The organism is uncultured Sphingobacterium sp., assembly GCF_964277905.1.
GTDB classification, from domain to species: domain Bacteria; phylum Bacteroidota; class Bacteroidia; order Sphingobacteriales; family Sphingobacteriaceae; genus Sphingobacterium; species Sphingobacterium siyangense.
Genome location: NZ_CAXYKD010000006.1, coordinates 1 through 23,488 on the forward strand (window position 1 = coordinate 1; position 23,488 = coordinate 23,488).

19 protein-coding genes and 2 tRNA genes are annotated in these 23,488 nt (G+C 38.7%); 8 read left to right on the forward strand and 13 right to left on the reverse strand.

Annotated elements, in window-relative coordinates; genetic code table 11:
• The first annotated feature begins 39 nt into the window (after positions 1 to 39).
• Positions 40 to 124, forward strand: a tRNA-Leu gene (locus ACHWSC_RS04425).
• A gap of 168 nt (positions 125 to 292) precedes the next feature.
• On the opposite strand, the gene ACHWSC_RS04430 is transcribed toward ACHWSC_RS04425, so the two are convergent.
• Together ACHWSC_RS04430 and ACHWSC_RS04435 are read right to left on the reverse strand one after the other, a co-directional pair.
• Positions 293 to 814 carry an OmpA family protein gene (locus ACHWSC_RS04430; protein ID WP_394675903.1) on the reverse strand — a complete coding sequence of 174 codons (522 nt, stop codon included), beginning with the start codon at positions 812 to 814 and terminating at the stop codon, positions 293 to 295.
• Positions 815 to 911: 97 nt separating this feature from the next.
• A complete protein-coding gene (locus tag ACHWSC_RS04435) occupies positions 912 to 3,098 on the reverse strand; it encodes a glucoamylase family protein (RefSeq protein WP_394675904.1) in 2,187 nt (728 codons plus the stop codon).
• A 160-nt stretch (positions 3,099 to 3,258) separates the two neighbouring features.
• Between ACHWSC_RS04435 and ACHWSC_RS04440 the strand changes: the two genes are divergently transcribed.
• Both ACHWSC_RS04440 and ACHWSC_RS04445 read left to right on the forward strand, forming a co-directional pair.
• Positions 3,259 to 4,212 (forward strand): acetyl-CoA carboxylase carboxyltransferase subunit alpha, encoded by a 954-nt coding sequence (locus ACHWSC_RS04440; protein ID WP_394675905.1) that lies wholly within the window; start codon positions 3,259 to 3,261, stop codon positions 4,210 to 4,212.
• Between the two features lie 267 nt (positions 4,213 to 4,479).
• Positions 4,480 to 4,552, forward strand: a tRNA-Lys gene (locus ACHWSC_RS04445).
• Positions 4,553 to 5,086: 534 nt separating this feature from the next.
• Here the strand turns inward: ACHWSC_RS04445 and ACHWSC_RS04450 are convergent.
• The 4 genes from ACHWSC_RS04450 to ACHWSC_RS04465 all read right to left on the reverse strand — a co-directional run bounded on the left by ACHWSC_RS04450 (position 5,087) and on the right by ACHWSC_RS04465 (position 11,239).
• A complete protein-coding gene (locus ACHWSC_RS04450) occupies positions 5,087 to 6,439 on the reverse strand; it encodes an AcvB/VirJ family lysyl-phosphatidylglycerol hydrolase (RefSeq protein WP_394675906.1) in 1,353 nt (450 codons plus the stop codon).
• Positions 6,440 to 6,656: 217 nt separating this feature from the next.
• The gene (locus ACHWSC_RS04455) at positions 6,657 to 7,406 is read right to left on the reverse strand and encodes a LytR/AlgR family response regulator transcription factor (protein ID WP_394675907.1); all 750 of its coding nucleotides are present in this window, start codon (positions 7,404 to 7,406) and stop codon (positions 6,657 to 6,659) included.
• 1 nt (position 7,407) lies between these two features.
• Positions 7,408 to 9,045 (reverse strand): sensor histidine kinase, encoded by a 1,638-nt coding sequence (locus ACHWSC_RS04460; protein WP_394675908.1) that lies wholly within the window; start codon positions 9,043 to 9,045, stop codon positions 7,408 to 7,410.
• A 295-nt stretch (positions 9,046 to 9,340) separates the two neighbouring features.
• Entirely contained in the window at positions 9,341 to 11,239 is a 1,899-nt protein-coding gene (locus ACHWSC_RS04465; protein ID WP_394675909.1) for an alpha-L-fucosidase, read from the reverse strand.
• Between the two features lie 380 nt (positions 11,240 to 11,619).
• On the opposite strand from ACHWSC_RS04465, the gene ACHWSC_RS04470 reads away from it, so the two are divergent.
• The 4 genes from ACHWSC_RS04470 (at position 11,620) to ACHWSC_RS04485 (ending at position 14,379) form a co-directional block, all read left to right on the forward strand.
• Entirely contained in the window at positions 11,620 to 12,072 is a 453-nt protein-coding gene (locus ACHWSC_RS04470) for an SRPBCC domain-containing protein (RefSeq protein ID WP_394675910.1), read from the forward strand.
• 92 nt (positions 12,073 to 12,164) lie between these two features.
• Positions 12,165 to 12,593, forward strand: a complete 429-nt coding sequence (locus ACHWSC_RS04475) for a DUF1801 domain-containing protein (RefSeq protein ID WP_088162799.1) — start codon at positions 12,165 to 12,167, stop codon at positions 12,591 to 12,593.
• A gap of 8 nt (positions 12,594 to 12,601) precedes the next feature.
• Positions 12,602 to 13,531: a DUF1801 domain-containing protein gene (locus ACHWSC_RS04480; protein ID WP_394675911.1), complete on the forward strand. Its 930-nt coding sequence runs from the start codon at positions 12,602 to 12,604 to the stop codon at positions 13,529 to 13,531.
• Between the two features lie 23 nt (positions 13,532 to 13,554).
• A complete protein-coding gene (locus ACHWSC_RS04485; RefSeq protein ID WP_394675912.1) occupies positions 13,555 to 14,379 on the forward strand; it encodes a VOC family protein in 825 nt (274 codons plus the stop codon).
• 75 nt (positions 14,380 to 14,454) lie between these two features.
• Here ACHWSC_RS04485 and ACHWSC_RS04490 read toward each other — a convergent pair whose 3' ends face one another.
• Positions 14,455 to 14,874 carry a SufE family protein gene (locus ACHWSC_RS04490; protein WP_075994020.1) on the reverse strand — a complete coding sequence of 140 codons (420 nt, stop codon included), beginning with the start codon at positions 14,872 to 14,874 and terminating at the stop codon, positions 14,455 to 14,457.
• Between the two features lie 13 nt (positions 14,875 to 14,887).
• Positions 14,888 to 16,111: a SufS family cysteine desulfurase gene (locus ACHWSC_RS04495; RefSeq protein WP_394675913.1), complete on the reverse strand. Its 1,224-nt coding sequence runs from the start codon at positions 16,109 to 16,111 to the stop codon at positions 14,888 to 14,890.
• 190 nt (positions 16,112 to 16,301) lie between these two features.
• Here ACHWSC_RS04495 and ACHWSC_RS04500 point away from each other — a divergent pair, with 190 nt between their 5' ends.
• Positions 16,302 to 17,294 (forward strand): acyl-ACP desaturase, encoded by a 993-nt coding sequence (locus tag ACHWSC_RS04500; protein ID WP_075994021.1) that lies wholly within the window; start codon positions 16,302 to 16,304, stop codon positions 17,292 to 17,294.
• An 80-nt stretch (positions 17,295 to 17,374) separates the two neighbouring features.
• Here the strand turns inward: ACHWSC_RS04500 and ACHWSC_RS04505 are convergent, their stop codons facing one another.
• The 5 genes from ACHWSC_RS04505 to prmA form a co-directional block, all read right to left on the reverse strand.
• Complete coding sequence (locus ACHWSC_RS04505) at positions 17,375 to 18,904, reverse strand: peptide MFS transporter (protein ID WP_394675914.1); 1,530 nt, start codon at positions 18,902 to 18,904, stop codon at positions 17,375 to 17,377.
• Positions 18,905 to 18,958: 54 nt separating this feature from the next.
• Positions 18,959 to 20,731: a peptide MFS transporter gene (locus ACHWSC_RS04510; RefSeq protein ID WP_088162803.1), complete on the reverse strand. Its 1,773-nt coding sequence runs from the start codon at positions 20,729 to 20,731 to the stop codon at positions 18,959 to 18,961.
• Positions 20,732 to 20,868: 137 nt separating this feature from the next.
• The gene (locus ACHWSC_RS04515) at positions 20,869 to 21,198 is read right to left on the reverse strand and encodes a helix-turn-helix domain-containing protein (RefSeq protein WP_046671770.1); all 330 of its coding nucleotides are present in this window, start codon (positions 21,196 to 21,198) and stop codon (positions 20,869 to 20,871) included.
• A 66-nt stretch (positions 21,199 to 21,264) separates the two neighbouring features.
• Positions 21,265 to 22,635 (reverse strand): Mur ligase domain-containing protein, encoded by a 1,371-nt coding sequence (locus ACHWSC_RS04520; protein WP_394675915.1) that lies wholly within the window; start codon positions 22,633 to 22,635, stop codon positions 21,265 to 21,267.
• A 7-nt stretch (positions 22,636 to 22,642) separates the two neighbouring features.
• The gene (gene prmA / locus ACHWSC_RS04525) at positions 22,643 to 23,482 is read right to left on the reverse strand and encodes a 50S ribosomal protein L11 methyltransferase (protein ID WP_394675916.1); all 840 of its coding nucleotides are present in this window, start codon (positions 23,480 to 23,482) and stop codon (positions 22,643 to 22,645) included.
• Positions 23,483 to 23,488 lie beyond the last annotated feature (6 nt).

Genomic DNA, 23,488 nt, shown 5'->3' on the forward strand with positions numbered 1-23,488 from the left:
GTTGGGGTCGCGAGTTCGAATCTCGTTTTTCGCTCACCTGCCTAGGTGGTGGAACTGGTAGACACGCAGGACTTAAAATCCTGTTCCCGTTAAGGGAGTGCGGGTTCGATTCCCGCCCTAGGTACAAGAAAGCTCATCTAACGATGGGCTTTTCTTGTTTTATGTCCCCTGTTTTAAAACACCTTATTTCGGGAAACCATATACAGCAGTATAAAACCGCTATATAACTTCATAAAAAAAGCGAGATATTTAAGATATCTCGCTTTTTTACATTAAGAATTGGTCTGATAAACTATTTTTTATCTAAAATAGTAACTTCCACTCTTCTATTTTTTTGACGTCCTTCCGGACTTTTATTATCTCCAACTGGATTTGACTGACCGAAACCTTTTGCTGTGATGCGCGATTCAGCAACCCCTGAATCTACCAAGAACTTCTTAACAGACGCCGCTCTTTTATCGGAAAGCCACTGATTATACTCAACAGTACCCGTAGCATCAGTATACCCATCAACTTTGATCCTATTATTACTTTCCTTCAAGATCAACGCCAATTTACTAACTTCAGTTTTTGCCTTCTCAGATAGGTAAGAAGAGTTTGTTGGAAACAATAAATCAGACGATATACTAAACTTAATCCCTTCATCAGTTCTTTTCGCGTCATTAAAATCCTTCTTCACATTTTTCAAACCATCATCAGTTCCATCTTTTGTTACAACTGCACCTGGATTGACTACAATAGCTTGTTGTTTACAGGAAAATAACGATAAACTTGCACATAAGGTTAAAATTCCCAAATTAATTTTTCTAAGCATGTCGTTTCTAACGTATTTAATATCGATTTAAGCAAGTAAATATAGCGAAAAAAGTCCAATATGACATCCCTTCTACGTCATATCTAACGTAACAAATCTATTTCTTGGTATATACTTTTTCTAAAGTCTTTTTTACCTCAGGAATATTCTCATACAATTTCCAAATCATGCCTGAATTTGCATTCTCGATCATCACAGCAATCGTTGCCTGATTCCTCGCACGATAACTTTCAGAAACATCGTTGTTTTTAATATCAATCCAGCTTCTGAAACCATATTGTGTAAATAACACATCAGCGTATTCTTCGTAAAATTTACGTAATGCTTTTAGACCAATCTCCTTTTCAAATGGGTAAGCTGCAATAGCTATTGCAGGATTCACCAAATACCCCTGATAGGTATCTTCCACATTTTCCACTCCCCAAATATCGGTAAATCGTGTCCCTATACTCATTTCATTATCTCTCCGTTTATAGGCAAGAATATAATTCGATAAATATTTTTTGTAATCTACAAAATCATCTACTTTCCCTTTAGGATCCATAATCAAAAAGGGACGATAGACAGACATCAATGATTCATTTAAACTGCCGCCTGCAATACTCTTGGCAAAAATAACTTTGTCGTCGGAGTAGATCGAAATTCCGGTATTTCCCCTATCGCCAATTAAAGGGTTTGCACTAATTGAACGCGCCAAAGAATCATTTAATTTCATTTTGAGTTCAGGAGCCAAATCACCGGAGTCATCCCCAAAATACAATTCGTTGCCTTGATGTTTGGTTGCAAATCCATTGATATAAGCTGAAATAGCTAAAGGGTGGGTAGGTGAAGACATCGCCAGTAAATAGGCACCCAAACTCTCGTTAAATCCCCCCAAAGGCCTCGATCTAGCTGTACTGTCTACAGGTGACCACTTATTCCAGAGTACATCAGGATTCTGTGCGTCGGTAAAATAGTTCCAATTTATGCGTTCCCAGAGCTTCGTAATGTTATTTCTCAACGTCTGTTCCTCAGGATCCTCTTTAGAAAAATATTGCCGGGCGATTAAAAGCGATTCCATGATATGGGAGGTTCCGCGCAAATCGTACGTTGGAATTGAATCGCGATAATAAGGCACCCCCGACCGGCCATCGTAAAGCGCTGTAAAGACCCCTTGATGTTGTTGTGCGCTGCTCAAAAATTTTACAATCCGTGTTAACCTGACCAAAAGGGCTTGTCGCGAAATCAAGTTATTCTCTCCTGCCACAAGTAAGCCCAAGATCGCATAGCCAGTTTCATTTGTAGATACAATAGCCTGCCGATTGCCTCGATCAGGCAGAAACATACCACTATTCACATCATAGTTGTCTATAAAATAATTCACATGAGCATTCCGGATAAAATTCAACATCTCCATATCTGTACCTTTTTTTGTCTGTACCTCCCTAACCTCAGAAAAAGGAGATTCAACATAATTATAGTCTACCCAAGCGATCTTATAATAATAAGATTTGTTATATTCATTTACCCTATCTAGCGACTTCTGTACATAGATGGGTAAAATTGCTATCGGCTGAAAATTGAGTTTATCTTCCGAACGATAGATTTTCACATAGCGAATACTTGGTGTTAGCGGCAATTGCCAGACCAACTCGACTTGTTTATCCACGGAACTGATCTTAGATAAGATAGCTGCTGATGACAGTCTTACTTTTGGATAGTTTTTTGGCAAAAACTCTATTTGATCTATAAATAATTGATTTGTCTGCAGAGCAGCTCCATTCTGTTCCAAAATTAAAGCCGAAACAGGCTTCCCTAATGAAATTCCTACAAATTTAGCGACTGGAATGGAAACATTAAGCCAAGTATCATAAGCAAAATCATCGATATAATTTGCGATATCCACAGTATTTGTCCTCGTATCATTTTGCTGTAAGGCGACTTTTGGCAATTGTCCCTTTTCAGTATTGCTTTGAATAAAAAGCTTAAAAGTTAGCTGATCATCCTTGGCAATTAAATAGGGAAATTTCTGTTTATCGTTTAAAATACTTGCCTCCCATTTACCATTAGGAGAAGAAACGTACCGCAAAGAAAGCGAATTGCCTGGCGTAAAAAACAAACTATCGGAAACCGGTAGGCTATAGCTCACATTTTGGATCCATGATTCACCAGTATAATGAGCGATACTCTTGGCATAACTCCCGTTGATAACACTATTGTCAAATAAAACCTCAGGATAACTTTCTGATCGAACAAGTGTAGGTAAGATCATTAACAAAAGAAAGTAAAAATATTTTTTCAGCATAAGTCAACATTTTTCACAGGCGTACAATCAAAAACTAAGCCACCAGTACGATTATAACGCAAATGTAACAAAGGAATTCCAATGATATTATCGTCCCTAATTTTAATTTCAGAAAAAATGCGCTAAATTAGCCCTCTGAATATTTTCATAAAATAGATATATGAAAACCACGTTTGATTTTGAAAAGCCAATTGCAGACTTGCAATTGCAAATTGAAAAGGTAACTCAAGTTGCCGAAAAAACTCAAGTTGACATGAGCGCAACCGTTCGTGAGCTTGAAGAAAAGCTTGCTTCTACTGAAAAAGAAATATACGGCAATTTAACAGGCTGGCAGAACGTTCAAATGTCACGCCATCCGGATCGCCCTCAAACTTATGATTATATAGAAGCTATCTGCGACGAATTTATCGAGTTGCATGGTGATAGAACCGTTAAGGATGATAAAGCGATTGTCGGTGGTATGGCTTCTATTGATGGTAATGCCGTTATGATCATCGGTCATCAAAAAGGTAAAAATACCAAAGAGCGTCAATTCCACAACTTTGGAATGGCCAACCCTGAAGGCTACCGAAAGGCATTACGTTTGATGAAAATGGCGGAAAAGTTCAATAAACCTGTGATCACGTTAATTGATACGATGGGTGCTTATCCAGGACTTGAAGCTGAAGAACGCGGACAGGGTGAAGCGATTGCACGTAACCTCATGGAGATGGCTGTATTGAAAGTTCCGATCATTTGCGTTGTTATTGGTGAAGGAGCTTCAGGTGGAGCTTTGGGTATTGGCGTTGGAAACAGAGTCTACATGATGGAACATACCTGGTATTCGGTCATATCGCCTGAATCTTGTTCTTCTATCCTATGGAGAAGCTGGGATCATAAAGAAAAAGCCGCTGAGGCATTAAAATTGACTTCAGAAGACATGTTGGGCAACGGCTTGATTGATGGTATTATCCCTGAACCGCTAGGTGGTGCTCACCAAGATCCCGCGGCAGCAGCGGCTAATCTAAAAAGCCAGCTGTTGAAAGATCTTGCTGAATTGACGGCTAAAGATAGCGATACATTAATTACTGAAAGAATTGATAAGTTTAGTAAAATGGGAGTGGTAACCGAATAATGTTATCAATACAACCCTAAAAAATAAAAAAGTCAGCAATTAGCTGACTTTTTTTGTGGCTATCCTGCATTAAAAATACACCTCCTAGTTCCAAAAAACAGCCTCTATATGAACCAATCCTATCCACAAGTTTTCTAAAAGGCTCTTTTAACAAAAAATAATTCGGTAATTTTTAAATAGTTACAACTTCAATCAATAAAAAAGACAAAAACATTTTGCACAAATAACTTATTTTCCTACCTTTGCATCACTTTCAAAAACAGAAAGGATTCCGTAGCTCAGCTGGTAGAGCAATACACTTTTAATGTATGGGTCCTGGGTTCGAATCCCAGCGGGATCACAAAAGAAAAGCTAATCTTACGATTAGCTTTTTTTGCTTTAACAGTATTTGAACCCGAAAGAAGTGTAGACAGGGTTTGATCGGAACATGCTAATCTACATCCCAAAATATTCTATTAACCCACAATAACGATCGTTTTATTATCTAAGCGTAGTTCTTTTTTAATTTTTAGCTGCAACAAATTAGGATCAAATAGGGACGAAAGTAGGGCTTATTACAGTGTTTGTTCAGTTCTCGTTCAGTGGCTCAATGATAGTTCAGTATAAACTGAATAATGACTGACTAATTACTGTCTAAAAATTGATCTTCTCAAGGCTCAGAAATAGGCCGGGTAAAGCACCATCACAGTGATCGAATCAATATTGCTCATGCCAAAAGACCTCAATACATCGATCAGCGAGACCTCTAGCACGGCAAGCCCTCCAAGAAGATACCGTTAGTAAAAGAATAGAAAAGCCAAAATTTCCTTGAAATAATAATCATTAGCCTGAAGTGCATGTTTCACCATTAGGCTGGGTATATGACTAAACTTGGTTATTTGATCGCTATGGAGCTGATCACCTTAGCCACAATGGCCTCATAATCGTTATCAAAGTGGTGCCCTCCAGGCAAAATTTCTACAGGTGCTCCTGTATTTCTAAACTTCGCTGCAATCTCGCTATCTTCCCCAAAACCAAAAATACACAGTTTGTGCAGACTTACTTTTTTCAGCTCCGCAACTACATCATAAGGTTCGCTACCATCACCTAAACTTAGCATATCTGCCACATGGATCTCAAAATCAGCCTGATCATCTGGCGATAACAAAACCAATCCAGTGGTCGCTTTTCTCAACTTCTCGGGAAGGCGGTTGGCGATAAAGGGTATCACACATGCCCCAAATGAATATCCCATTATCGAAAAAGTGATATTAGGTTCCCTTTCCTGAAAATAGGTCAAGATCTCGGACACTTCCTTTGTCGTCTGTTCTGGTGTCTTTGCATTCCAAAAATATTTCTGTGCATCCAGGCCAATCACTTTGATCCCCTTTGTCGCAAAAGCACTGGCCAACTCCCTGTCGAAACTGGTCCAACCACCATCGCCAGAAATCATAAACATCAATTCCTTTGTAGAGCCCTTGGGTTCCAATATCTCAATGGGCATATCCGTTTTGAGTACACCCGCATTTTGGCTAGGCTGGCCCGCCACCTGCAACTTCTGAAAAGCCATCCGGAACTGGGGCAGCCAATTATCGGCAATGGAGAAACCATGCCCTACTTTGGGCAAGCTGATCAATTGGACATTTTCTATCCCTTTAAGAAAATCTGCTGTGGCGTTAAAGGGGCAGGTCTGATCTTTTACACCATTAAGTACCCAAAACGGAGCGGCCAACTTTTCGCTACGATCCAGATAATAACTTTTCCCTGGCTTTAAGATATGGGAAGATAATCCACTGCCCTTACAGAGTGGTTTAGCAATATTGATATCCGGACAGAAGCCTAAGGCAATCCCTCCACGAAAAGTACCTGCCGGAGCCTGGGCAATCAAGCCATAGATCAGGGTTGCCCCATAGGAATAACCTACCAATATGGGTTTCTGATAGCTTTCAAACTTATATTTCTTTTGGAGGGCCATGCTGAGTTGCTCGAAATCTGCAGCTGGATAATAACAATCCTTTTTTGAACGTGCCATTGAAGTAGCAAAATGCTTCGCGTCGATACCCGCGACGAGCGCCCCCTGTGCAGCTAGAAATTTAGCCATATTAATTACCCCAAACTGCCAACCTCCATCTCCGGAAACAAATAACACCAAGGCATTTGGTTTACCTTTCGGGGCGTACATGCTCAGCTTGCCGAAACTTCCATAGGAGAAAGTCTGTTGGGCGATGGCACATTGCGAAAACAACATGATAAAGAAATATAAAATAAGAGATGATCTTTTAGCGGTTTGATCCATGGCAATCCTTCGATAGCGGTTAATATTTACTAGTGTAATTTAATAAAATACGAATGGATTATGAAAGATATTTCTACGGTATTTTACCTTAAAAGCTTCCTGATCATATAGCACCAACCTGGATCATGTAGGCGGTCAGATTATAAATCGGGGATTACAATAGACTAGATTAGAGCTGCTGCAAGGCTTGTTTCACCATGTCTCTGTTGGGCTTAGAAATAGGTATTTTTTCACCAGACATTAAGAGTAAAATACCACCGTCTTCTTTTAACCAGCTTTTCACGTATTTTGGATTTACCAGATGGCTTTGATGAGTTCTTACAAATCCGTTGGGATGTAGTAGATCCGCATATTCTTTAAGCGATTTAGAAACCAAAATTTTTTCACCATTCGCAAGGATAAAGTGCGTGTAAGTATTATCTGCTTCACAACGTATGATTTCGGATAAAGTGACATACCTGATTTCGCTTTGCATCTGTAGAGCAATCTTGCCAACGTTCTTTTCGGGTTTCTTTAGTTGCTGTAGTAAAAATTCGAGCTGTGAATTTTGTTTCTGCGTAGCCAATTTATATTCAGCTTTATTTACCGCATCCATTAATTCTTCAATATCTATAGGTTTTAAAAGATAATCTAATGCCGCAAATTTTACAGCTTGTATTCCATATTGGTCGTAAGCGGTAACAAAAACAACTTCAAAATCACGCCATGGCAGCAGATTTAACAGATCAAAGCCTGTCTTATCGCCCATTTGAATATCAAGAAACACTAGATTAGGCAAATATTTTCCAATAACATCAACAGCATCTCCCACGCTTTGCGCCATCGCAACTACACTTACCTGCGGACAGTGTTTTTCTAGCAAAGCCTGTAGGTTTTCTAAATTGGAGATTTCGTCGTCTACTAAAACCGCTCTCATCATATTATAGCCAATCCGTTAATGTTAAACATATTTTAGTGCCATTAATGCTTGATTGTATAACTAAGATAAAACGATTTTCTTTATAAACTCTATTTAAAAGTGCTACTCTACTGTCACTTAATTGAAGGCCCAAACCAGTGTACTTTCTTTCCGTGTCAAATCCAGTTCCATTATCGGTAACGGTTAGGATCAAGTTATCTGCTTGCTTCATAAATTCAATCATAATTTTGCCAGAAGTAGTTTTTTGCTCCATCCCATGTTTCACTGCATTTTCTACAAAAGGCTGCAGTAACATGCTTGGTATTTCTATGTTTGCCAAATCTAAGTCTCCAGAATGATTGATGGTGTACTGAAAGCCAAATCGCAATTGCTCCATTTGTAGGTAATCATCCAATAGAGATTTTTCTTGTAATAAACTAATCCGCTCATTATCCTTAAGCACGTTACGCGTTAAGCGAGCGAATTTAGAAAGGTATTTATTCGCACTGTCTATTTCATTCTTGTTTATCAGATTTTGGATACCAGAAAGTGCATTAAACAAAAAATGAGGATTTAATTGGGAACGAATGGAGTTAAGCTGTAGCTTTATCATGCTTCCTTCCTGTTCTTTTTCTGCCAGCTTTTTTTTGTTACTTTTTTTGGTGAGATAGAGGATAACAAGAAACACGAATCCAATGGAAAATGTTCCAATTGCCGCGTAAGTAAAAAGCTCTAATTTGGTATAACTTTCTTCATCTATCGTTATAGAAAGCGTATGCCGGGTCACATATTTTTCTATTTCTTCTGATGAAATATCAAAATCTGAGTATCTATCCCATTTGATCAATGGCTGAATGATAATTTCATAATCTCCCGATTTTTTGAAAATGCTTTTATCAATCTTTATATAAGGTGAAAGTTTATAGGCTTCATCAAGGTAGCCCCCATATTGCCAAGCTGTTGATTCGAAGATGATCTTATTTGATTTTTTATCTTTTATGGAGGTATAGTAGAGATAATCAATATCCGACCTGTCTTTTACGATCGTTAATTCATCGTCCTTGCGGGTAAAAATAATGCTTGTCTTTTCTTTCGGATCTGTGATATAGCTGTAATCAATACCTTCTTTAGTAGCGAAGCGTTTTGCAAAAGTTTTAATTTTCGCTTTCGGAATTGGTCTACCGTAAAACACATTTTTGTAAACATCTTGCGGTCTTTGGATGTCATAGGTGAGTATTGTAATGATTTTATCTTTTATTGAGAAGCTACCCAGCGTAGCTGAGCGTCGTATTTCATCCTCCCCTCGATCGGCATTTTTCAGCCGTGCAGTGTCGATCAACTTATTTATCGCTAAAGGTTTGTTATCCACCAAGATTGTATACCGATAATCCTGTACACGTTCTGTCTTTCTAAAATAGATTTGGACACTTATATCGTTAATTCCTTTTAAATAATTAAAAGAGGTCTGCGGTTGATTTGGAAATATATTTCCATAATAAACGTTTTTGGCTGCACTATCAACAAACATAGCTAATCTTCCGCCAGCAGCGTACGAGCGATAAAAGTTAATGCCATTTTGTGCATTTGCAGCAGATAGCATAATAACGAAGTTTAGCAATGCAAGGATTATCTTTTTCATTTTGTCTGGTTTAATTTTCATCAAACTTGCCACAATGATAGCAAAACTAAAACCATAAAATAGCAAAGGTAGTGTTTGAATTAGTAAATGTATAGTTTTGCACAGTATTTGAATGTTCTCAAAAAAGTTACTTTTAATCATTAAATCAGACACAGCATTAGTCCATAACAAGTGAAAAATTTATATCGTTTTTTTTGATTCGAATTTCGTACCAGTCAACACAAGAACAGCTAATCTTTCGACTAGCTGTTCTTGGTATTAAACCTAGATAGATTTAAACAAAGGATCGACAGATGCTCACTAAGCTCAATACAAATTATTCGGGCAGCAATATGACTTCCAAAAACTTCGCCATTTCTGCCCCCGCTATAGTATGGGCACGTAATTCAATCACTTGCTTGCCCTTTGGTAATAGCACCGTACCCAATTCCAGTTGATTGTCATGCAAACTGACAGCAGACGACGGATCTATTGTAAAATCCATATTCTTCCCCCCTAAATTTAAGCCGAGCTTCCCTCCCGTACCTGCAACATCTTTCACATACCGTATAGCCACCTTGAAGCGTCCACCATTTAACACATTCGTTTCCCATCTCAAACCTTGACTTAAACTAGTCCACCCCGTCACATAGTAGCGATTCCTTTTACCATCCCCAAACTTCATCGGACTACCTATCTGTTTTGCATAAAAGGTCAGTAGCCGATTTTTATTGATATTATGATCCACATACATTAAATCAGGATTTATTGGATTAGCTATCGTATCCTTCAATTGCACCACCACAACCAGGTCATCCTTCTGAGACGTAATTTGATCTATAGGAAAATGCAGTCCATCTTTTTCGGATCTATATTTTCTGATCGTTTCTCCCGACAATAACGAAACAGAATTAACCTTAGCAATCAGTCCGCCGACAATAAGATCATTCCGTAGAGGGAGTTCGAAAATATGTAAATACAGGGTATTTTTGCGCTGTGTAATGACTCCCCAGGGCTGACGAGGTAAACGAGATGGTCCAACAGCAATGACACTTTCACTATTCCCCCGCATCCACTGTCCTAAGCCCTTTAAAATTTCGACGTCAGCACTGTCGATGCTTCCGTCACCTTTTGGGCCAATATTCATTAGAATATTCCCACCCATGGCCTTAGCCTTCGCTAAGAGTTTTATAAAATGAGCGGTCGGTTTATGGCTCTTATCGGTCGACGAATAGCCATAAGATTCATTTGTAGTTGGTATGGCCTCCCAATAAGCGCCAGAAGCAACTGGATAATACTCCTCAGGTCGATCTGCCGTATTCAGATAATCGCCATAATTCTTTTCCTCTGTACGGGCCAGTCGACCATTGACTATGATATTCGGATCTGCTGTTCGAATAGCCTTTAAAATTCTCAGGTTTTCAGATAGCGGCAACTTATGAGGTGTATCAAACCACAACAAATCCGGATGATAGCGTTGAATAAGCTCCTCAATCTGTGGAATCGCCTTTTGATCTACATAATGCCTGGCCTTTGTCAACCATTCGGGATGTTTGTCAAACCAATTTGTACCACCCAGCAATTTATCCCCACCTGGATTACTGTAATCCCAGTCATTACCCGGAGCATCCGGATGCTCCCAATCAAAAGCATGCGAGTAATAGAATCCAAACAAAAGCCCATGTTTATGGCAGGCTGCAGCTAATTCCGCCAATGGGTCCCTTTTAAATGCGGTGCTTGACAATGAATAGTCACTTGAAAATGCAGAAGGGTACATCGCAAAACCATCATGATGCTTAGCCGTGATGATAAAATATCTCATCCCTGCATTTTTTGCCAACAATACCCATTCCTCTGCATCAAACTTTAAAGGATTAAATCTACGTGCAGAATCAAGATACTCAGTACGTGGGATTTTCATCACACGCATCAGATGCTCCGCATAGCTCCCTCCCGGCCTCCCTTTCCAAATATTTCCATATTGAGAATAAACACCCCAATGAACAAACATACCAAATGAGGCTACCTTCCATTTTTCTAGGCGTTGTTCACGAGTTAATGCAGCTTGTTTCCACCAACCAGTTTCTGCTTCAACAATCGCATTTTTATCACGTGCTGTCGCATCATTAAACATATTTGAAGCCTCATTGCCCTCATTTACATTTTTAATCTGTGCGCTCGAAAACAATATTCCCGAAGAAAGCATAAGAAGAAAAAAACACTTGATTTTAAACATAACTTTGGTTTTATGAAGATGGCAAATCCAACCTGAAGGATTTCAGGCAGACACCCTTTCTAAATTTATTGAATTATCGTTCCTAGCGACCTAATGGAAGGAATACAGGATCGATTTTAACTATAATCAAAAATAATCTAAAACTACATTTTATAAGTGTACAATTCGTTCGTTTTAGGGGAAATATTGATCCGAGTCCCAAAAAAGAAAACCTATTCTTTAATAGGATGTTTATATCGTATATACATCTTAAAATAAATAAACAGTGATCTAAGCAATAGATTGCTCCATGGTCACCAAAAGATCTTTAAATATTTTTAACATAATCAGATACAAGCTATCTGTATTTATTGAATATTTGTCTAAAACTTTAAATTAATATGGAAAAACTAACCGCCAAAGCCAGCATCCAAATTCAGAAACCAATCAACGAAGTTTTTGAGGCCATTGTAGATCCTAATAAAATGAATCACTATTTTATAAAATCTTCAACTGGACGTCTAGAGACAGATAAAACGGTAGAATGGACATTTCCAGAATTTCCCGACAGTTTTCCCGTGACAGGAAAAACCATCAGCCCCAATTCTTATATCTCTTTTGACTGGAGCGGGGGACTTCCCAATCAACTGGTAGAAATCGCACTATCCACATTCGGAGAAAGCGCGACGGTCATAAAGATTACAGAACACGAGATGAACAACGATGCAGATGGAATTCTGATTATGATGCGACAAACAGAAGGTTGGGCCAACTTTTTAGCGTGTATGAAAGCGTATCTAGAATATGGTATCAATTTGAGAACTGGAGCTTTCGATTTTATGTTCCAAAAATAGTGCTATCTAAAAATAGCTGCCCATCGAATTACTTCAAATACAATATATTCAATTAAAGTTATCCGAATATCCGGCAAAGACTTCAACTATACATGGCAAAAAATAAAACGGCATATACCGAAGCATCTGTCCAAGACTTTATAAAAACAGTTGACGACCCACAAAAACAAATCGATAGTGCAACACTGATACAACTTATGGAAACCACAACGGGTGAGCCGGCTAAAATGTATGGGCCAACTATCATCGGATTTGGAAACTATCATTATACCTATGCAAGTGGGCATGAAGGCTATGCTCCTTTGATCGGATTTAGTCCCCGAAAATCAGCAATCTCCCTTTATGTATTTACCGGCGCCGATGAGCACCGACATTTGGTCGATCAGCTAGGGAAATTCAAAATAGGCAAAGCCTGCATATACATCAAGAAATTAAGCGACATCAATATAGAGATACTCCATCAGCTTATGTCCGAAACGATACAGTTTATTGAAAATAAGTATACGAGAATCAAAGAATAACACAAATTATGGCAACGAGCATCGCAACAATAGACGAATATATCAATCAATTTGAAGAGGAGAAAAAGGAATATCTGATCAAGGTGAGACGGCTTATTGCTGGCCTAATCCCTCCTTCTGCAGATGAAACGATCTCTTATCAAATGCCGACCTTCAGATACAAGGGTAATATCATCCATTTTGCGATGAACAAAAACCATTTGGGCCTCTATCCAGGACCAGCTGCTATAGCGCACTTCGCTGCAGAACTCAAAAATTTTAAAACCACAAAAGGTGCGATACAAATCCCCTTGGATCAACCGATTCCAACACAAATAATTACCGATATTGTCAATTTTAATATTGATAAGCTTAAAGACAAACAAGGCCCTAATTGGTACCAAAGCCGAGGGAACTGGCAGGAGGTCGAAGAACTCATGCAGCAAATCATCCTGCGAACTTCCTTAAAAAAGGAATTCAAATGGGGGAGTTACATCTATACTCATAAAGGAAAAAATGTCATCGGTTGGGGCGGCTTTAAAAATTTCTTTTCCCTTTGGTTTTATAATGGTGTATTCTTAGCCGATCCGGATAAACATCTCATCAGTGCCTCCGAAGGAAAAACGAAAGCATTACGACAATGGCGCTTTGAAGACGTTATGGATATGGATGTCGAAAAAATAGCCGCCTATATCCAAGAATCCATCCAAACCATTGACGAGGGAAAAGAGCTCAAACCAACGAAATCTCCAACGAAGCCCCCCACTGGCCTATTATTAGAATCGCTACAGGCAGATCCGATCTTCGGGGAAAGTTTTCGGGCTTTAACACCAGGAAAACAGAAAGAATACATCGAGTACATCGATGAGGCCAAGCAAGAAAAAACGAAACAATCCCGTCTTGAAAAAATTAAGCCGTTGGTCCTCGCTAAAAAGGGCTTGAACGACAAATACAAATAGGTGAACGCTAAAACAAAAAGAAAATGATGAATAATTCAATTATCCCATCCATTTGGTTCGATCAAAACGCGCAGGAAGCCTTTGATCTTTACTGTCGCATCTTCCCCGAAAGCCATATTAGTAATAGGTCTCCCATCGTTGTTGAAGCTGTCCTAAACGGTGTAAAATTTATTGGAATAAATGGAGGTCCCATATTCAAACCCAACCCCTCCATATCATTTATGGCCATTTGCGAAAGCAAAGAGGAAATTGATCGTATCTGGAATTCTCTTTCTGTGGGCGGCAATACCTTAATGCCACTAAACTCCTACCCTTGGAGCCCTTACTACGGCTGGCTGGCCGACAAGTTTGGTGTCAATTGGCAATTATACCTCGGTAAACTAAGCGACACCAACCAACAGGCAATTGTACCAACCTTAATGTATTGCGGAGAGCAACAGGGAAATTGCGAACAAGCTTTAGCATTTTATGCAGAATTATTTCATGATTTTCGAAGCAATGGGATCATGAAATACACAGCAGGTGAATATATCGGATCAATCCAACATACCCAATTTTTAGTCCGGGATTTTACGCTCATGGCAATGGATAGCGGAGTTCCTCAAAATTTCACGTTTAACGAAGGTATTTCACTCACCATCCTCTGTAAAGATCAGCAGGAAATTGATTATTTCTGGAATAATATCACGAAAAAAGGTAAAGAGAGCATGTGTGGCTGGTGTAAAGACGAATTCGGCGTAAGCTGGCAGATCGTACCCGAACAAATTGCAACATTACTACAGCGACCGGGGGCGAATGAAGCGCTCATGAAAATGAAAAAAATCATTATCCAGGAGCTCATAGGATAATTTCAAGAGGAACCTCAAGCTGAGGATAAGAGCTATGTAAAATAGTATTAAGAAAAGGGGATGAATAATCCCCTTTTAAGCTTTCACTTGCAATGCCAATGCGTACAATTTCATCTGTTTAATCATGGATAGCAAGCCATTTGCCCTTGTCGGTGACAAATGTTCTTTTAACCCTATTTTATCTACAAAATATAAATCGGCATCAACGATCTCCTTGGCGCTATGCCCAGATAGCACTTTAACCATTAAACTCACCAAGCCTTTTGTGATAATCGCATCGCTATCTGCCGTAAAATACACTTTTCCATCTTTTATTTCCGGGAAAAGCCATACTTTGGACTGACATCCTTTGATGATATATTCATCCGTTTTGTATTGTTCATCAATTAGAGGCACTTCTTTTCCCAGCTGGATGATGTACTCATATTTTTCCATCCAATCCGTAAAGAAAGCAAAATCCTCAATTAATTCATCCTGTATTTCATTAATGGTCATACCTACTTTTTTATTAAACCAACATATTGACCGCGCGTTGGATACCGGCGACCAAAATATCTATTTCCTCTTTTGTATTATATACGGCTAAAGAAGCACGAATAGTTCCCGGGATGCCGAACCTATCCATGACAGGTTGGGCACAATGGTGGCCTGTACGCACAGCGATTCCTAATTTATCCAAGATCACACCAACGTCATAAGGATGCGTGCCGTCGATTACAAATGAAATAACGGAACATTTCTTCTCGGCCGTTCCAATAAACCGCATACCTGGAATTTCAGCCAACTTCTCCGTAGCGTACTGCAACAAATCGTGTTCGTAGGCCTCGATATTTTCCAGACCTATTGAATTGATATAATCGATAGCCTCGTTCAGACAGATACCAGCCTCAATATTGGGCGTACCCGCCTCAAATTTAAAGGGCAGTTCGTTATAGGTCGTTTTTTCAAAAGTAACCTCTTTAATCATATCTCCACCACCTTGATAAGGCGGCATCGCGTTCAATAAGTCCTCTTTACCGTATAACACCCCAACTCCAGTAGGGCCGTACATTTTATGCCCGGAGAATACCAAAAAATCTACATCAAGCTTTTGAACATCAATCTGTATATGTTGAACCGCCTGTGCAGCATCAACTAACACAACAGCACCATGTTGGTGAGCAATTGAAATCATCTCACGCACAGGATTGATTGTCCCGAGGGAGTTTGAAACATAGGTTACAGCAACTAATTTGGTTTTCTCATTAAACAAACTGCTGTAGGCATCCATATCAAGCTCACCTTTATCATTCATCGGAATAACCCGAATTTTACAGCCCTTTTCATCACAAAGCATCTGCCAAGGCACAATATTAGAATGGTGTTCCATCGCTGAGATAATAATCTCATCACCTTCGTGGATAAAAGCTCTGCCATAACAAGTTGCAATCAGATTAATTCCATCTGTTGTTCCTTTGGTGATAATGATTTCTTTATCTTCAGCAGCATTGATGAAAGCCTGAACTTTTTTCCGAGTCACCTCAAAAGCATCCGTCGATATCTGACTAAGATAATGTACGCCCCGATGCACATTACTATTCATATCTGTATAATAATGTACAATCGAATTGATAACAGAACTCGGCTTCTGTGTTGTCGCGCCGTTATCCAAATAAACCAATGGTTTACCATTGACCTCTCTCTTCAGAATCGGAAAATCGGCACGTATTTTATCTATATTAAATTTTTCCAACGTCGTCTAAATAATTTATACAAAGTTAATAGTATTTTATCGAATACAGGCTGGCCAATCTGTTTTTTATGTCATTATCAATGTCGGTTTTCGAAGGTATCCTCAGCCAAAAAAGTAATTTCTGGCATTTTAAACAATTATAGTTCGCTTTTATAATTTATTGATGCTATTTAGTTACCTTTGTAATGATATGCAAGAATTACCTCTAAATTTACCAGAAGGCTCACGTAAAGAAGTGATGGCCTATTTGGAACCGTTCATGCTCAATGAGATGAGCGAATACCTGAAGCCTGTTGAAGACATGTGGCAACCTGCCGATTTTCTTCCAGATTCTTCTAGGGACACTTTTTTTGAGGAAGTAAAAGAGTTGCAGGAAAGTGCAAAAGAACTCTCTTATGATTTGGTCGCAGTATTAGTTGGTGACACCATCACCGAAGAGGCCCTTCCAACGTACGAATCATGGTTGACCATGGTAGAAGATGTTGACAAAAACGAACAGGGTGGATGGATGAAATGGGTACGCGCTTGGACGGCTGAAGAAAACCGTCACGGCGACCTGTTGAACAAATACCTTTATTTGTCAGGCAGAATAGACATGCGTCAATTTGAAATGTCTACACAATATCTTATTCAAGACGGTTTTGATATCGGTACTGGTGCAGACCCTTACCGGAATTTTATTTATACTTCATTTCAGGAATTGGCAACCAACGTTTCCCACCGTCGTGTATCTGGGCTTTCTAAAAAAAGCGGTGATAAACTTTTGGCAAAAATGTGTGGTGTCATCGCATCTGATGAAGCACGCCATGCCAAAGCTTATATGTCATTTATTTCAAAAGCAATCACAGTAGACCCGAGTGAAGTCATGATTGCATTTGAGGATATGATGCGTAAAAAAATCGTTATGCCAGCCCAGTTCTTAAGAGAAGCAGGCGAGCCCCAAGGAGAAGCATTTGCACATTTCTCGGACGCGGCCCAACGATTGGGAGTATATACTGCTTTGGACTACGTGGATATCTTGAAAGAGCTGAATAGTGAGTGGAAAATAGATCAAGTTACTGGCTTGAATGATAAAGGTGAGAAAGCGAGAGATTATCTACTAAAACTACCAGATCGTTTGGCTAGACTGGCTGATCGGATGAAGGTTCCAGAAAAAGATTATAAATTCAAATGGATTTATTGATATAAAAAAAAGCTTGATTTAATAATCAAGCTTTTTTTTATGTTGAAAGAATAACTTTACTGTATCAAAATTATTAACGCTTATTTCACGTTACCCATCAATTTACGCACAACAGGCGACAAGGCTATAAGCACCACACCAGCAATCAAAGAATATAAGCCTAATTGTTTATAACTCTCCGTATAAGTCACCAATTTATCCGCCAATGAACTTCCTTCCTTAGCTTCGGCCATACTAGCACCGATCAAACCTGCTACATACTGACCGTAAGCACTCGCCAAGAACCACATTCCCATCATGATACCTTGCAATCTCGCCGGAGACAATTTCGTCATAATGGAAAGACCAATTGGTGATAGACAAAGCTCCCCAACGGTAATCACAAGCAGCGCAAGGGTAAAGACATCCAATGAGGTCATACCATCGTGAGCGAATAAACGCGTAGCAAATAGAACATAATAACCTAATCCCAAGAAAACAAAACCAAGACCAAACTTAATAATGGTATTTGGCTCAAGTTTACGCTTGCCCAACCAAATCCAAAAAAGGCCAAAAAGAGGTGCTAATGCAATAATAAATAACGCTCCACCTGAATTGTTAACACCGTTTGGATCGAGCGTCATAACGCCCAATAAAGAATCATTCAAATGCTTAGCAGCAAAGATACTTAAGGAACCGCCACTTTGCTCATATATTCCCCAAAAGATAATCGAGAAAAGAATAAACACCAGGGCAGCAATTAATTTCTTCCGCTCTTCAGCAGTCACTTTAGACATTTCATAGAAAAGATACAACAGCGTCAATGGGCCAATTGTGTACATAAAATAGTCTGTATACTGTGTTTTTGACACCATGATCTGAATAATAGGGATAAAAACCAACGTGGCAATATATACAGCATATTCTACCCATTTCGGTAATGCCTTCGTCTTTACTATGGCCTCAGGATCCCCTGGCTGAAGTCCTATTGGCCCTAAATGCCTTTTGGTAAAGTGAAAATTCACTAAACTAACCAACATTCCTACCGCCGCCAAACCAAAAGCAACATTCCAACGATGTCCCTCAGAAATAATTGACGTCAGCATATATCCTTTACCAATCGCAACACAGATATATCCGCCTAAGAATGCACCTAAATTTATTCCCGCATAAAACAACGAAAAACCACCATCACGACGAACATCACCTTTTTTATACAGCTCGCCTACCATCGTCGATATGTTGGGTTTAAAAAAACCGGTACCTATAATGATAAATGATAAACCAAAAAAGAAATACTTATGCGGATCTGCTGCAAGAAATAAGCTCCCTACGATCATCAATAAGCCACCCCAGAATAAAGACTTTCTAAAACCAAGAATTTTGTCTGCAAACAGCCCACCTATGAATGTAAACGCATAAACAAATGCCTGTGTCGCTCCATACTGTAAATTGGCATCCTTTTCAGCAAAGTTTAGTTGTGTGATCATAAAGAACACCAACATACCGCGCATACCATAGAAACAGAATCTTTCCCACATCTCGGAAAAAAACAAACTCCAGATTTGCTTTGGGTACTTTCCGTCAAAATTTTGAATCTCTTCTAGCGATTCCCTTGTACTAACCTCCATACTAATTTATATTAATCAAAAAAGCTTCTTTCGTAAAAGAAGCTTATATATTTGTTATTTAATTCCGTGCATTAATCGTTTAATCAATGGATTAAACAGCATTACTAACAGGCCTGCTAAGGCAGGAATTGCTGTAAATAAGAAGAAGAAGTAACTCAAGGAGTGTTCCTCTTGAATGGTCTCCACTTGTCCCCCCAATACCGCTGCAACCTTCTGTGCAATAGCAATCGCCAAATACCAGATTCCAAACATAAATGCGAGCATGCGAGCCGGCACCAATTTCGATACGTAAGAGAGGCCTACCGGTGAAATAAATAATTCACCCAATGTATGGAACAAATAGGTCAGCACCAAAAATACCATCGAGATTTTAGCCCCCTGACTTATTCCTATTGATCCTAATCCAATAATGAAAAATCCTATCGCAACCAAGATCAGACCAAAGCCATATTTAAAGGCTGCTGATGGATTATACTTCGACTCCCAAATTTTGGATACCGAAGAGGCAAGTGCAATAATAAAAAATGAGTTTAAGATAGAGAACCAAGAAACTTTGATTTCCGATGCTTCTTTATTGAACTCATTGTACAACATCCAGATTACTGCTCCCCAAATCAACCCAAAACAGATAAACAATACGATATTTGAAATGGCAATTTTGTTCCAGGTTACTTTCGCCAATTTAATCAGAACCCAAGAGATAATCGAAAGCGGTACAATCGTCAATAAACCATTTACCACATTAAAGGTTGTCAATGCTGCACCAGTAAGTGATCTATCAATATTATCTCTAGCCACAAGAACTAATGAAGTTGCCCCCTGCTCAAAGCTCATAAAAAAGAAGACCAAGAAAAAAGCCAACAGCACAACTGCGAACATCCGATCCCTTACAACCTTGTCATAACGCATAATCCGTGTAACAATAAGATATATGAAGAGAATCAACGCCACAATGACCATTATATACTGCCCTCTTAAAAACGGCGTATCCAAACGAGAAAACACATCAACAATACCATTCTTAGATAAAGGGTCATTAAAAGCATATACAAAACCAATAATAGAAACTATCGCGATCAATACATAATCCCGTATGGTAAATGGATTTCTTGTATCCGTATCCTCAGCGATAACTTTATGCTCCCCAGAGGTGGACTTATTTAAAACACCAAGATTTCCCATGAGTGGTTTTGCGAAAACAAACTGTAGTGTTCCCAAAAGCATAAAGATACCAGCCAAACCGAATCCCCAATGCCAGCCATAAGTTTCGGCAATATATCCACATAGCATCATACCAAAGAAAGCGCCTGCATTGACCCCCATATAAAATATGGTATAAGCGCCGTCCTTTTTTTCTGGCAGATCTTTATACATCTCACCTAAGATAGATGGCATGTTAGGCTTGAAGAAACCCGTTCCGATAACTAGACACACTAAACCAAGGAAAAACATAATCGAAGTATCAAAGGCCATGGCAGCATGGCCAAGCGTCATAATCGCCGAACCGATAATCACAGCTTTACGTGATCCAATATATTTATCCGCTATAATCCCTCCTATAATAGGAGTTAAATAGAGCATCATGGCATAGGTTCCATAAAGTGCTCCAGCTTGTTGTGCAGTCCAGGACCATCCCGAGAAAGGACTACCTTGAATAACTGCAGCAGTTAAAAACTGCATTAAGAGTACACGCATCCCGTAGAACGAAAAACGTTCCCACATTTCAGTAAAGAAAAGGACAAAGAGCCCTGAACGCTGTCCCAATACATTTGACTTAAAAAAATCAGTCGACGGGCTAGTCGTAATATCCCCGTTTAATCTCCCCATAAATAATCAACCTTTATTTTTTTGATAAAATACTTACAAAGAAACAAAAACAAAATCACTTTTGACCAAAATAAAGTTGCATAAACAAAAAAAGGCAACCCTTTGGATTGCCTTTTCGGTAACAATTTTAATATGCCTTATCTTTTGTGCAATTGCTCATAAAGATCAATAACCTTTTTCTGCAATTCAATTACTTCGCTATCGCGTTGTTGTAATTTTTGCGTCAAAGCATTCACCTCATTTACATACTCTTTGTCTTCTTCAGAATCAGAAGTAGATAAAAGTTGAACAACTGTCAAATTGAATAATTTTGAGATTTGATTCAGGCGAGACAAATTCACATCTGTAATCCCTGTTTCAATTTTAGAAAATGCTGGGATTGAGATATCCAATCGTTTTGCAACATCCTCTTGACTCCACCCCTTTTGGTGTCTAAGTAATCTGATTTTTTTTCCTAATGCATTCATCTGGTAGATATTTTAAACAAAAATAATAAATTACAATTTAATTTACATTAAATTATAATTTTTTCTCTAAAAATCTCTAAAAAACCGATCAGCCAGCACGGACAAATTAACCCCATTATAATTATTTAAACTCATAAGAAGTAAATTGTAGCCCTTTGATTTGACACCATCTAAAAATGAATAGAGTCCGTCTAAACTTACAACAACCTCTAAATCAGGATTATTAAAATTATCCTTAATATTATATGGGACACTTTCAATATCTTTATTAAGTTCTTTACAAGAATTTATATTCACGTAGACCACAGAGACATCCGACTCTTTCATCGAGTTTGCATATTGTAACAAAAAGGAAGAATCTAAACTATCATACGAGTTTAATTCGATAATTGTGACCAATTTCTGATTAGGAAATTGCTCTTTCACGGCGTGAATACTTGACTTCACTTTATCCGCATTACAAGCATAATCCTGATAAACCACGGATCCTTCCGAGCTTGCAACAAACTCCAAATAACGAATCGAAGTATTAAAACTTTTTATAGCCTCAAAGAACTCTTTCTTTTTGATCCCCAACCATTCGCAGATCGTATAGGCTCCAGCAATATTAGATAGGTTGTGCTTACCAAACACTTGCAAAGGAACATCTCCATCCGGTGTATTGATATAGGTTACCCCCTTATTAATTGTATAATCAGGAATCTTATATCCATGTCTATTGATCTTACAATCTTTCGTATCTTGGAGAACCTTCTGTAACACAACATCTTCCTTATTATAAATTAAGGTACCTTTAGGCGGAATTGAGTCAATAAAATCTTCAAATTGTTTAATATATTCCTCTTGTGATATTTTCGAGTTAAACTCATTCCATACAATACCCGAAATTAAGGCTATATTCGGTTTATAATACAAAAACTTAGACTTCGGATCAATCTTGGATGAAACATATTCATCTCCTTCGATAATAATAATCTTATTATGCTTAGTAATATCGACCAACTTATCAAAGCCTCTTAATTGAGCCCCTACCAAATAGTCAAATTCTTTTCCTAGAAATCGCATAACGTGCATCACCATGCTCGTTATGGTTGTCTTACCGTAACTTCCAGCGATAACCACCCGGATTTTATCCTGTGAAAGCTCTTGTATAAATTCTGGAAAAGAATAAATTTTAAGACCTAATTCCTGCGCCCGCCTTAATTCAGGATTATCTGCCTGGGCATGAGCACCCAAGATCACAGCATCAATATCCTCCGTCACTTTTTCCTCAAACCAGCCCAATTGATTAGGAAGCAAGCCTGCTTCAATCAAATGGGAACGGGAAGGTTCTACGATCTGATCGTCAGAACCTGTCACTTGATGCCCTTGTTTTGCCAATGAAATAGCAAGGTTATGCATCACACTACCACCTATTGCTATAAAATGAATCCGCATAGCTAAATTATCGCTTCACAAACTTGGCTGCACACCAATTATTTAAAACTTTATTGGAGATAAACTCAAAACCTAATGACGTCGCCGCATCGCTTAAGATTGCTAAATCTTCCTGCTCATAGAAACCGCTTAGGTACAGCTCACCCCCTGTACGAATGCTCAATGCATACTGATGTAATTGTTCTAAAAGAATGTTACGATTAATATTTGCCAAAATCACATCAAAGACCCGACCTGTTAATACTTCGTAAGATCCACAGAGCGCCTCAATATGCTCAACATGATTGAGTGCCCTATTTTCGATCACACTTTCGACACATATTTCATCATAATCCACAGCCAACACAGAATTCGCACCTTTTTTTGATGCCAAAATGGCTAGAATCCCTGTACCGCAGCCCATGTCTAAAACCTGCTTGCCATTAAAATCGTTCTCCAAGATATACTGAAGCATCATCGAAGTTGTTTGATGATGGCCAGTGCCAAAAGACATCTTCGGATCTATAATGATTTCATAGGGAAACTCAGGTTTTGCCTCATGAAAAGTTGCACGCACATAGCATTGCCCCCCCACCTCAATTGGGTTGAAATTACTTTCCCACAATTTATTCCAATTCTGGTTTTCTATTTCCTGTATCTTATAATCGACCTCTAGGCCTTCATAAGGTTGAAGCATCAAAGTTTCTAATGCTTGCAAGTCAAGATTTGCAGCTGAAATATAAGCTGCAAATCCAGATTCGGTATCCTCAAAAGTATCAAAGCCAATATCAGCCAAATCAGATATCAACAAATCCTTCTGCCATTCTTCACCTGATCGCATTTGAAAGATAACCTCTACGTATTTCATTTCTAA

What these genes read in the sequence shown, in the direction of transcription:
- ACHWSC_RS04430 (WP_394675903.1), bottom strand. Translation starts at nt 814, where the DNA reads ATGCTTAGAAAAATTAATTTGGGAATTTTAACCTTATGTGCAAGTTTA.
- ACHWSC_RS04435 (WP_394675904.1), bottom strand. Translation starts at nt 3,098, where the DNA reads ATGCTGAAAAAATATTTTTACTTTCTTTTGTTAATGATCTTACCTACA.
- ACHWSC_RS04440 (WP_394675905.1), top strand. Translation starts at nt 3,259, where the DNA reads ATGAAAACCACGTTTGATTTTGAAAAGCCAATTGCAGACTTGCAATTG.
- ACHWSC_RS04450 (WP_394675906.1), bottom strand. Translation starts at nt 6,439, where the DNA reads ATGTTGTTTTCGCAATGTGCCATCGCCCAACAGACTTTCTCCTATGGA.
- ACHWSC_RS04455 (WP_394675907.1), bottom strand. Translation starts at nt 7,406, where the DNA reads ATGATGAGAGCGGTTTTAGTAGACGACGAAATCTCCAATTTAGAAAAC.
- ACHWSC_RS04460 (WP_394675908.1), bottom strand. Translation starts at nt 9,045, where the DNA reads ATGAAAATTAAACCAGACAAAATGAAAAAGATAATCCTTGCATTGCTA.
- ACHWSC_RS04465 (WP_394675909.1), bottom strand. Translation starts at nt 11,239, where the DNA reads ATGTTTAAAATCAAGTGTTTTTTTCTTCTTATGCTTTCTTCGGGAATA.
- ACHWSC_RS04470 (WP_394675910.1), top strand. Translation starts at nt 11,620, where the DNA reads ATGGAAAAACTAACCGCCAAAGCCAGCATCCAAATTCAGAAACCAATC.
- ACHWSC_RS04475 (WP_088162799.1), top strand. Translation starts at nt 12,165, where the DNA reads ATGGCAAAAAATAAAACGGCATATACCGAAGCATCTGTCCAAGACTTT.
- ACHWSC_RS04480 (WP_394675911.1), top strand. Translation starts at nt 12,602, where the DNA reads ATGGCAACGAGCATCGCAACAATAGACGAATATATCAATCAATTTGAA.
- ACHWSC_RS04485 (WP_394675912.1), top strand. Translation starts at nt 13,555, where the DNA reads ATGATGAATAATTCAATTATCCCATCCATTTGGTTCGATCAAAACGCG.
- ACHWSC_RS04490 (WP_075994020.1), bottom strand. Translation starts at nt 14,874, where the DNA reads ATGACCATTAATGAAATACAGGATGAATTAATTGAGGATTTTGCTTTC.
- ACHWSC_RS04500 (WP_075994021.1), top strand. Translation starts at nt 16,302, where the DNA reads ATGCAAGAATTACCTCTAAATTTACCAGAAGGCTCACGTAAAGAAGTG.
- ACHWSC_RS04505 (WP_394675914.1), bottom strand. Translation starts at nt 18,904, where the DNA reads ATGGAGGTTAGTACAAGGGAATCGCTAGAAGAGATTCAAAATTTTGAC.
- ACHWSC_RS04510 (WP_088162803.1), bottom strand. Translation starts at nt 20,731, where the DNA reads ATGGGGAGATTAAACGGGGATATTACGACTAGCCCGTCGACTGATTTT.
- ACHWSC_RS04515 (WP_046671770.1), bottom strand. Translation starts at nt 21,198, where the DNA reads ATGAATGCATTAGGAAAAAAAATCAGATTACTTAGACACCAAAAGGGG.
- ACHWSC_RS04520 (WP_394675915.1), bottom strand. Translation starts at nt 22,635, where the DNA reads ATGCGGATTCATTTTATAGCAATAGGTGGTAGTGTGATGCATAACCTT.
- prmA (WP_394675916.1), bottom strand. Translation starts at nt 23,482, where the DNA reads ATGAAATACGTAGAGGTTATCTTTCAAATGCGATCAGGTGAAGAATGG.